Raw genomic sequence first — 8,987 nt, forward strand, 5'->3', positions numbered from 1 at the left:
TTTACATGGGAATTTTTCCCGCGTACTTGACAAATTGAAACAGTGCGTTCAAGCAAAATGTTATTTTCATATCAAAAAACAATTCTTTCTGGGAAAAGGTGAAGCGTACCTTCTTGTAAAATGCTATGCCGTTTTATCCGGCGCTTTTCGTTTCAAATGGGGCCATTTGACGGATGACAACGAAAACAGGGCGAGCGCTCCCCAGATAAAAGCAAAAGCAATCAAACGGACCGTACCGAACGGTTCCTTATAGAGAAGCACACCTAAAACAAGCATGATGGAAGGTGCGATATATTGCAAAAACCCCATCAGGTAGAGCGGAACCCTCTGTACCCCTTTTGCAAAAAATAACAGCGGCAAGGCAGTGACGGCGCCGGATCCCGCCAGTAACAGATTCGTTCCGGGAGAGCCGGCCAAAAATGAACCATCCCCCTTGAAGGCCAGAACTGCCAAATAAATAAATGCCACAGGCATGACCAGCAATGTTTCAATGGCCAGCCCGGATTCCGAATCGATGACAATCATCTTTTTCATTAACCCGTATAAACCAAACGAGAAAGCCAAAGCAAATGAAATCCACGGAAATTGCCCGTAGGCCAAAGTTAAAATAACGACACCGACAACTGCGAGAAAAAAGGAGATGACATGGATTTTTGCCAGTCTTTCTTTTAAGACGACGACGCCCAAAATGATGCTGACAAGCGGGTTAATATAATATCCCAGGCTTGTTTCGACAACTTTTTCCATGTTGACTGCCCAAATAAAAATAAACCAGTTAATGGTGATTAAAAAAGAAACGCCGAAAAAGGCGAGCAAAGTTCGCCAATTTTGGATGGCATTTTTAATATTTTTCATTAAAAACGACACTTTACCGCTGAAAAGCATCAATAACAGCATGAACCAAAAAGACCAAAAGATCCGATGGGCCAACACTTCTCCCGCGGGAATATGATCCATCAGTTTCCAATAAACAGGCAAGATGCCCCACATAAAATATGCAGCCGTTCCATAAAAAATGCCGCCATGTTCTTTTTTATTCATCGTATATGTCTCCTGATATTTAGTTGCTCGAAATATTTTTTATTATATACGATTTTGAAAAACTTGGCTAATGAAAAAGCATCTTGCCTGCTTTTTCGGAACGGTTAATTGTTGAGCTCCTGTTTTTTCTCCAGCTCCCGTTTTCGAAGCTCTACCCGGCGAATTTTTCCTGAAACCGTCTTTGGCAGCTCCCCGATAAACTCGATTACCCTCGGGTATTTATAAGGTGCGGTCATCTGCTTGACATGGTCCTGCAATTCACGGACAAGATCGGCACTTCCATCATATTGCTCTCTCAAAACTACGTATGCTTTTACGATATTGCCCCTCACTTCATCAGGGCTGGCAATAACCGCGCACTCCCTCACTGCAGGGTGCTTGATGAGGGCATCTTCCACTTCAAACGGGCCGATCGTATAGCCGGAACTAATGATAATATCGTCGCCGCGCCCTTCAAACCAAAAATACCCGTCGGCGTCTTTTCTTGCTTTATCCCCTGTAATATAATAATCACCCCGGTATTGCATCGAAGTTCTTTCCGGGTCCTTGTAATATTTTTTAAACAAAGCCGGCGTGCTGCGATGAACGGCAATATCGCCGACCTCTTCAACCGCGCATGGATTGCCATCTTCATCGATAATATCCACAATATTGCCGGGTGTTGGCTTTCCCATTGATCCCGGCCGCAGCTCCATCTCTTTTGTAATGCCGATAAGGAGCGTGTTTTCCGTTTGTCCATAACCATCCCGGACATCTATATTGAAATGTCTTCTAAACACATCGATCACTTCCCGGTTCAGCGGCTCTCCCGCAGAAACGGCACTATGTAAATGATTCAACCGGTAATGATCCAAGTTGTCCACCTTGGCCATCAGCCTGTATTCCGTCGGCGTACAGCAAAGGACATTCACTTTATATTCGTCCATTAAAGCCAAATATTTCTCCGGATCAAATTTTCCATGATAGACGAATCCGGTAGCACCTGTTCCCAGTACCGAAAGAAATGGGCTCCAAATCCATTTTTGCCATCCCGGCCCTGCAGTCGCCCAAACAACATCACGTTCTTCAATGCATAACCAATTGGCGGCGGCTGTCCGCAAATGGGCATACCCCCAACCATGTGTATGCACGACGCCTTTCGGGTTGCCTGTCGTTCCCGAAGTATAGGATAAAAACGCCGTATCATCTCTTGTTGTAAGGGCTGTTTCCATTTCATCACTGGCATGTTCCATCATGTTTTCAAGATGCTGCCAACCTGCCGTTTTCCCGCCAACAGAGAACTTGATCAAACGATCCGCATACTCTGATTGATTGACCTGGTCAACATAAGGGTAATACGTGACAACGGCTTTTACGTCCCCATGGACAATCCGATATTCCAAGTCTTTCGTTTTGAGCATTTCTGAACTGGGAATCACAATGATGCCCGCTTTAAGAGCAGCCATATAAACAGCATATGCCTCAATCAGGCGCGGAATCATGACAAGGACTGTATCCCCTTTTTTCAATCCGGATTGCAAGAAAATGTTTCCGATTTTATTTGCCTTTTTAAGCAGCTCGGGGTAAGTAATTTCTTTCTTTTTTCCCTCTTCATTTTCCCATTGAAGGGCAACCCGTTCCTGTTCGTCTGCAAATCGTTCCATCTCTTGAATGATGTTATAGTTTTCCGGTGCAATCAAGTCGTTTTGATCCATTTGATTTCCTCCTCTTTTGTCATCTCCCTATCATTATACAAAATAATGGGAAAATTTTATATTGAAAAGGAGGAAATGATGAAAGAAGCGGGGCAAAGCCCGCTTCCCATAGCCATTGCTTATAAGATTGTTTATCTTAATTGTCCGCCGCCCATTTGTTGTTGAGCAATTGCAACAAGGCGTTTGGTGATTTCACCACCAACAGATCCGTTTGCACGGGAAGTTGTGTCAGCACCAAGGTTGACACCGAACTCTTGAGCAATTTCGACTTTCATTTGATCGATAGCCTGCTCCGCTCCAGGAACAAGGATTTGGTTGCTGTTGTTGTTTGCCATGTGTTTTCACCTCCTTGTACGGATAGATTGTGCGAAAACAGATGGCATCATTCAAAAAAAACTTGGTAAATGTTCCTGCATTTGATAAAAGATTCAACAACTAGAATAAATGCGCATGATCTTCCCCGTTTTCCTGTTCGTTTGTACCGCTTTTGACGACAATGGTTTCTGTTTGCCCAATCGCTTCGGACAGAAGCGGATTCCAATCAATCTTATTCTCATATTCAATGATTTTTTCTCTTTTGGGCCTTGTTTTTGGTGCGGGCGGGGTAAAAATCGTACAACAGTCCTCATAGGGCCTGTTGGAAATGTCAAGCGTATCGATATCTCTGGCAATATGGATAATTTCATTTTTATCCATCGCGATCAAGGGACGCAATATGGGGGTATTCGTCACATCATTAATGGCCAGCATGCTCTCCATCGTTTGGCTGGCAACCTGCCCCAGGCTTTCTCCGTTTATAATTGCAAGCGCCTCCTGTTTTTCTCTCAGTTCATCCGTAATCCGCAGCATCATTCTTCTTGTGGCCGTCATGGAATATCCTTCGGGAATGACCTTATGAATCGTTTCCTGAATGTTTGTAAAAGGCACAAGATGGACTTTGATTCTTCCGGTAAAAGGTGCCAGCTTGGCTGCAATATCCAGCACTTTTTGTTTCGCCCGCTCACTCGTATACGGCGGGCTGTGAAAATGAACGGCTTCGATGTCAACCCCCCGTTTCATGGCCAAATATCCGGCGACGGGGCTGTCAATGCCGCCCGAAAGCATTAACATCGCTTTTCCGGATGAACGCGCGGGAAATCCGCCTCTTCCCTGAACGACTTCCCCGGAAATATAAGCGGCATCGTGCCTGATTTCAACAGCCACATTAATATCCGGGTTTTTCACATCCACCTTAATCCCATCCACATTGATTAAAATGTGGGCGCCGACAGCATGATTGAGCTCATTCGTGTCATATTGAAACGTTTTATCCGCACGCCGTGCCGAAATTTTAAATGTTTTCCCCGGTACGTACATTTTTTGAACGATAAAAAGTGCCGCAGCCCTGATTTCCTCTATATCTTTTGGTGCTTTGACAGCCGGGCTGAACGATTGGATGCCAAAAACATTTTGCAGTTTTGCCATGATTTGCTCGTAAGGTTCACCGTTTAAAATGACGTACATCCTGTCATGCGCCGCTTCCACTCTGGCATCGCGGAATTCATATAAAATGTACTGGATGTTTTTCTTCAGCATTCTGATAAAATGCTTGCGGTTTCTGCCTTTTAATGTCATTTCTCCGTATCTGATCAATATTCTGTCATACTTCATCCGTTTCGCCTCATTACTTTTGTTAATCTGGCCAGCACTTTTTGAAGTGCATCCACCATTTGCTTCGCTTCGTCCATGGTGTTTTCATAAGAAAGACTGATTCTGATGGCACCATTGGCGACCGGGTCGGAAACGCCCATTGCTTTTAGCGTACCGCTCGGTGTTTTATCTTTGGAAGAGCAGGCACTTGTCGTTGAAACGATAACGCCTTCTTCGGACAAGCCATGAACGGCCACTTCACCCTTAAGCCCCACACAGGAAACATTGATAATGTGGGGAGCAGCCTGTTCATCCGGCGTATGAACCAGCAATTCCGGCATCTTTTTGAACTCGTTCATGAGATAGGTGCGGATTTCCAGCAGCTTTTCCATTTCGCTTTTCCGCTTTTCTTCCGCCATTCGGAAGGCCTTTGCCATTGCCACGATGCCGGCTGTATTTTCCGTTCCGCTCCTCATGCCGTTTTCCTGGTTTCCTCCGGAAATAAGCGGAGCGATTGTGACGCCCTTTCTTATAAAAACAAAGCCATTCCCTTTCAATCCGTGAAATTTATGGGCGGAAAAAGTGCATATGTCAATATGAGAATCGTGCAGATCCAACGGCACCTTGGCGGCACCTTGCACGTGATCGACATGATACAATACTTTCGGGTATTTTTTTAGAAGCTTGCCGATCTGTGTGACCGGCTGTATCGTCCCAACTTCATTATTCACATGAATGACGGAAACAAGGATGGTTTGATCGGTCATGCTGTGTAAAATATCATCTGGATCAATATGTCCATCCTTATTTACGGGGATGTACGTGATTTTATATCCCAGTGCCCGCAATTGTTCACATGCTTCCCTTACAGACGGGTGTTCCACGCTGGTTGTGATAATATGTTTGCCGCGGTCCCGGTACATCAAGGCAGTGCCTTTAATCGCCAGGTTATTTCCTTCTGAACCTCCCGATGTAAAGTAAATTTCACCAGGAGCTGCGCCGGCAAGATGGGCAATTTGTTCACGTGCTTTTGTTAAAAGCTTTTCCGCTTTGCCTCCCAGAACGTGAAGCGAGGACGGATTTCCGTAAAATTGCCTGCCGACATCCACAAATGCTTCCAATACAGCTTCATAAGGCTTTGTCGTAGCGCTATTATCAAAATAAATCATGCTTTACACCTACTAATGTATTCAATAGTCAATCATACATATTAACATACACAATGAATGATGAAAATATGGTTGGCAAAATTTTTTAAGAAAAGCGCAAGCGCCCGTTTAGCGACGTACAAACTGGAGCACCCGCAATGAGATAAAGGAAAAACGGCGACGAAGGCCGCCTCAAAGCGCCACATCCTGTGGCTTCGGTGGCACTAGGACGTCCTGTCCGCCGGAGCCGATGTTGACTTATCGTAGTGCTCTGGAACCTGCTTCCTCGAAAAAACAACCACGGAGAAAAAGCGAAGCTTTTTCGAGGAAAGGAGGGCGAAGTTTCCTAGTCGCTGGGCGCTGAAGCTGGACAATGCCGGCATACTTCGTATGAATACTCCTATAAAAAGTTATGTTTTTTTACCTAAGCAAAAAGAGCGAATCCCCTTCGGTTCGCTCTTTTTACACACGCAGCTCCTCATTAAACATTTGTCCAATCCGCTTTAATGCACCGGGTTCTACCTTTTCGACTGCTGTAGCTGCCTGCTCTAATGCCGCACGGTATTCATAATTTCGAAAAGCACGCTCAGCCGATTCCAGGCTTTCCCGAAGATCGGGGTATTGTCCCCTGTACCGGTTTGCATATTGGATGACTTGCTCAGCAAATTTGGCGTTTTCAATATGCTCTTCCGTTCGGTTATACAGATGGTCGACCGTATCGGTTGCCTCAAATAAATATTTTTGGACCATTTTCATGTTTAATGGCTTTTCACGCAGACAGCGAAACACATCTTCCACTTGTTCCCCTGCCTGTTCGTACAATGATTCGACATCACTGGGCAATCCGGGCATACGGCTTTTTTGCACAAGACGGACGATTTCGCTTATTTTTTTCTTGAGTTCGGCAATTTTTTCTCGTGCCTCAAGCTCGTCTTTACGCAAACGTTGGAGATGTTCTGCGAAAGCTTTTTGCTCCTTTTCCAATTGTTCCAGCTCGCTTTCTATTTCGGTTAATTCTTCACCAAGAAAAGAAAAAGCTGATTGGTCTTCTGCCAATTTTGCTTTGAGCAACTCGTTGCGCTTCATTAACTGGCTTAAGGATTTTTCCAAATTTAAAGGTATGTCCAGATCATTCTCCAATAATTGATAGCTCTCTTGGACTTGATCAGTCTCGGATAGGAGTTTGGCGTTTTCCTCGACCAGTTTGAGTAAAAATGCATCCGTCTCTTCGTTTTTTTGCATGACATATTGCCTTGCGTAAACTTCTTTTTCCAAAAGATCGTATAGCGATTCGATTTTTTCCTTGATTTCTTCCAGCCCTTTTTCCACTTCTTCCGTTTCAGCGTTGGCTAAAAATTCGCCGTATGTTTCCAGCGCTTTTTTCATGTTTTCCATGACTTGATCCATCTGAATGTGGTCAAGGACATATCCTTGTTCAATCATTTCCTGATAACCGCTTGTCAATTCATTTAATTTGGAAGGAATGATTGTTTGCCATTCTGTCAGCAAGTCCGGGATCGTTTTTAATTTTTCTTCAAGTACATGTAAATCACCTGCTGCAGACAGAATTTCTTTCCGTGCTCCTAGATAGTCTCCCTGTTCCGTTAATTGCTCATAATTGGAAATTTTTTCTCCTGCTTCTTTCAATATTTTTTCGAGGTGATTCAATGCCTTTCCGTATGTATGACTTTCTGTGATCAGCTTTTTCTTCGCTTTGTTGTATGTTTCTTTCAACTGATCAAAATCAGTTCTATTTTTTGCTTCACTTTCCACGAGCTCTCTCAATTGATCGAGAATTTCCTGGATATCTTTATCGATCTGTGACAGCCCCGTTTCAATTTTTGCACGGACTTCTTTCACTTTGTTAAAATTGAATTTATCTGTGAATTCCTCTGCATCAAAAAGAAGCTCATCAATATGAGGCAATCGGACAGTGACAATTTCATCCCATGTTTTCCGCCATTCTTCAAATAATTCCTCTGTTTTCCCTGTCATATTCAGCTGCTTTACTTTTGTCAATTCTGCTGCGACAGGCTGGTTCATGATTTCAACTTTTAACGCTTCGAGCCGATCAATTTCTTTATAATACTTTTTTCGGATGATGTAACCCAACAAAAACAAAAGAATTACAAAGATGATCGCGCTGATGACGAGTTCAACACCGTATTTCATTGTCTGCCCCTGCTCCTTCCATCATTCAGCCCAAACAAATATATCCACTTTCCGTATCCTTTATTTCCTTCTATAATACCATGCCGGCGACATTTTTTGACTCATAAATGCATTTTTTCTCAATTTATTTTTATTTTCTTTAATCCTTTTAGTTTATAGCCTTGGAGAAAAAGTGCAACAGGAATTTTTCAATCACCATCGTGCCTTTTGCCGGGTTCTAAACAACAAAAAACCGCCCTGTCATTCCGGGCAGTAAAAAGGCATTAAACGCTTTTTAGGGCGGCAGGCTGAATCTGTTCCAAATAGGCAGAATCTTGGCGGGACCCGATCGTTGCACTGACCCAGTCTTTGATAAACCCGTAATATTTTTCTATAAAATAAGGGTCTTGCAGCTGGATTCCCCATACTTCACTTATATATTGGCTGTTTAAATAAGGCATGGCAAGCATTCCTTTTAACTGGATAATGAACATGCTCAGCGGCAAGACCGTTTTCTTTTCTTTTAGCGCAGCTGAAGCCAATAATTTAAGGTAATACCGTTCCTTCATCAAATAGGACGAAATGATTTCCCTTGATACTTGGGAATCAATCGTAATTTCCCTCCAAACAAGCCTCGTTAACAAATGGCACTCGCTTTGATAATATAAAATTTTCCTTACCGCTCTATTTAAACAAATTTCCGGCTCTTCCCACTCCAACTTTTTCGCTTCCTCTTCCAGACATAGCACGTAAGATTCAAAAAAGCGGATTAAACAAGCTTCCAGCAAACCTTGCTTTCCTTGAAAATAATAGGATATGTTCGCAGGATTAACCTTTGCCTTGGCCGCTATGTCACGGATCGTCGTCCCTTTGAATCCCTTGGCATGAAAAAGTTCAATCGCCGCTTCAAAGATTAATTCTTTCGTGTTGTTTACAGAAACCGACAATGTGATACCTCCTTTTGATCCATTGTCTTGAGATCCGGAAATGTGACTGAAGAAATTTGCATCTATATATCACTTCGGTTTAGCAAGGTCTTTTACCTCCGAAAATTTCTCGACATATTTTTGCTAAATGTGATAAAGGCGCGGTTTTTTGGAGCACAGCTTCGTAGTTGGGAGGTCGGTGGCTAGTATCGTGCCAAGCGGGCATCAGGGGTGTAGCATTTATACGGGAGTTGGAGCATTTATACGGGAGTTGGAGCATTTATACGGGAGTTGGAGCATTTATACGGGAGTTGGAGCATTTATACGGGAGTTGGAGCATTTATACGGGAGTTGGAGCATTTATACGGGAGTTGGAGCATTTATACGGGAGTTGGAGC

8 protein-coding genes are annotated in these 8,987 nt (G+C 43.5%); 1 reads left to right on the forward strand and 7 read right to left on the reverse strand.

Annotated features, from left to right (window positions below; genetic code table 11):
- Nucleotides 1-123: 123 nt before the first annotated feature.
- The 7 genes from rarD to refZ form a co-directional block, all read right to left on the reverse strand.
- Nucleotides 124-1,041, reverse strand: coding sequence for an EamA family transporter RarD (gene rarD, locus AB1L08_RS20360; protein ID WP_413066455.1), 918 nt, complete (start codon nt 1,039-1,041; stop codon nt 124-126).
- 104 nt (nt 1,042-1,145) lie between these two features.
- Complete coding sequence (gene mbcS / locus AB1L08_RS20365) at nt 1,146-2,735, reverse strand: acyl-CoA synthetase MbcS (RefSeq protein ID WP_413066456.1); 1,590 nt, start codon at nt 2,733-2,735, stop codon at nt 1,146-1,148.
- Nucleotides 2,736-2,866: 131 nt separating this feature from the next.
- The gene (locus AB1L08_RS20370) at nt 2,867-3,070 is read right to left on the reverse strand and encodes an alpha/beta-type small acid-soluble spore protein (protein WP_413066457.1); all 204 of its coding nucleotides are present in this window, start codon (nt 3,068-3,070) and stop codon (nt 2,867-2,869) included.
- A 100-nt stretch (nt 3,071-3,170) separates the two neighbouring features.
- A complete protein-coding gene (gene thiI / locus AB1L08_RS20375; protein WP_413066458.1) occupies nt 3,171-4,385 on the reverse strand; it encodes a tRNA uracil 4-sulfurtransferase ThiI in 1,215 nt (404 codons plus the stop codon).
- Entirely contained in the window at nt 4,382-5,533 is a 1,152-nt protein-coding gene (locus AB1L08_RS20380) for a cysteine desulfurase family protein (RefSeq protein ID WP_413066459.1), read from the reverse strand. The genes thiI and AB1L08_RS20380 overlap by 4 nt, the downstream gene beginning before the upstream one ends.
- A gap of 441 nt (nt 5,534-5,974) precedes the next feature.
- Nucleotides 5,975-7,684: a septation ring formation regulator EzrA gene (gene ezrA, locus AB1L08_RS20385; RefSeq protein ID WP_413066460.1), complete on the reverse strand. Its 1,710-nt coding sequence runs from the start codon at nt 7,682-7,684 to the stop codon at nt 5,975-5,977.
- A 263-nt stretch (nt 7,685-7,947) separates the two neighbouring features.
- A complete protein-coding gene (gene refZ, locus AB1L08_RS20390; RefSeq protein WP_413066461.1) occupies nt 7,948-8,610 on the reverse strand; it encodes a forespore capture DNA-binding protein RefZ in 663 nt (220 codons plus the stop codon).
- 178 nt (nt 8,611-8,788) lie between these two features.
- Here refZ and AB1L08_RS20395 point away from each other — a divergent pair.
- Nucleotides 8,789-8,987 (forward strand): hypothetical protein (locus AB1L08_RS20395; protein ID WP_413066462.1); only part of this gene is annotated, 199 nt, incomplete at its 3' end.

Source organism: Siminovitchia jepli, assembly GCF_047228825.1.
GTDB lineage: Bacteria > Bacillota > Bacilli > Bacillales > Bacillaceae_C > Siminovitchia.

Excerpts from the sequence above, each read along its gene's own strand:
- AB1L08_RS20380 (WP_413066459.1), bottom strand. The coding sequence starts at position 5,533 with ATGATTTATTTTGATAATAGCGCTACGACAAAGCCTTATGAAGCTGTA.
- rarD (WP_413066455.1), bottom strand. The coding sequence starts at position 1,041 with ATGAATAAAAAAGAACATGGCGGCATTTTTTATGGAACGGCTGCATAT.
- AB1L08_RS20370 (WP_413066457.1), bottom strand. The coding sequence starts at position 3,070 with ATGGCAAACAACAACAGCAACCAAATCCTTGTTCCTGGAGCGGAGCAG.
- mbcS (WP_413066456.1), bottom strand. The coding sequence starts at position 2,735 with ATGGATCAAAACGACTTGATTGCACCGGAAAACTATAACATCATTCAA.
- thiI (WP_413066458.1), bottom strand. The coding sequence starts at position 4,385 with ATGAAGTATGACAGAATATTGATCAGATACGGAGAAATGACATTAAAA.
- ezrA (WP_413066460.1), bottom strand. The coding sequence starts at position 7,684 with ATGAAATACGGTGTTGAACTCGTCATCAGCGCGATCATCTTTGTAATT.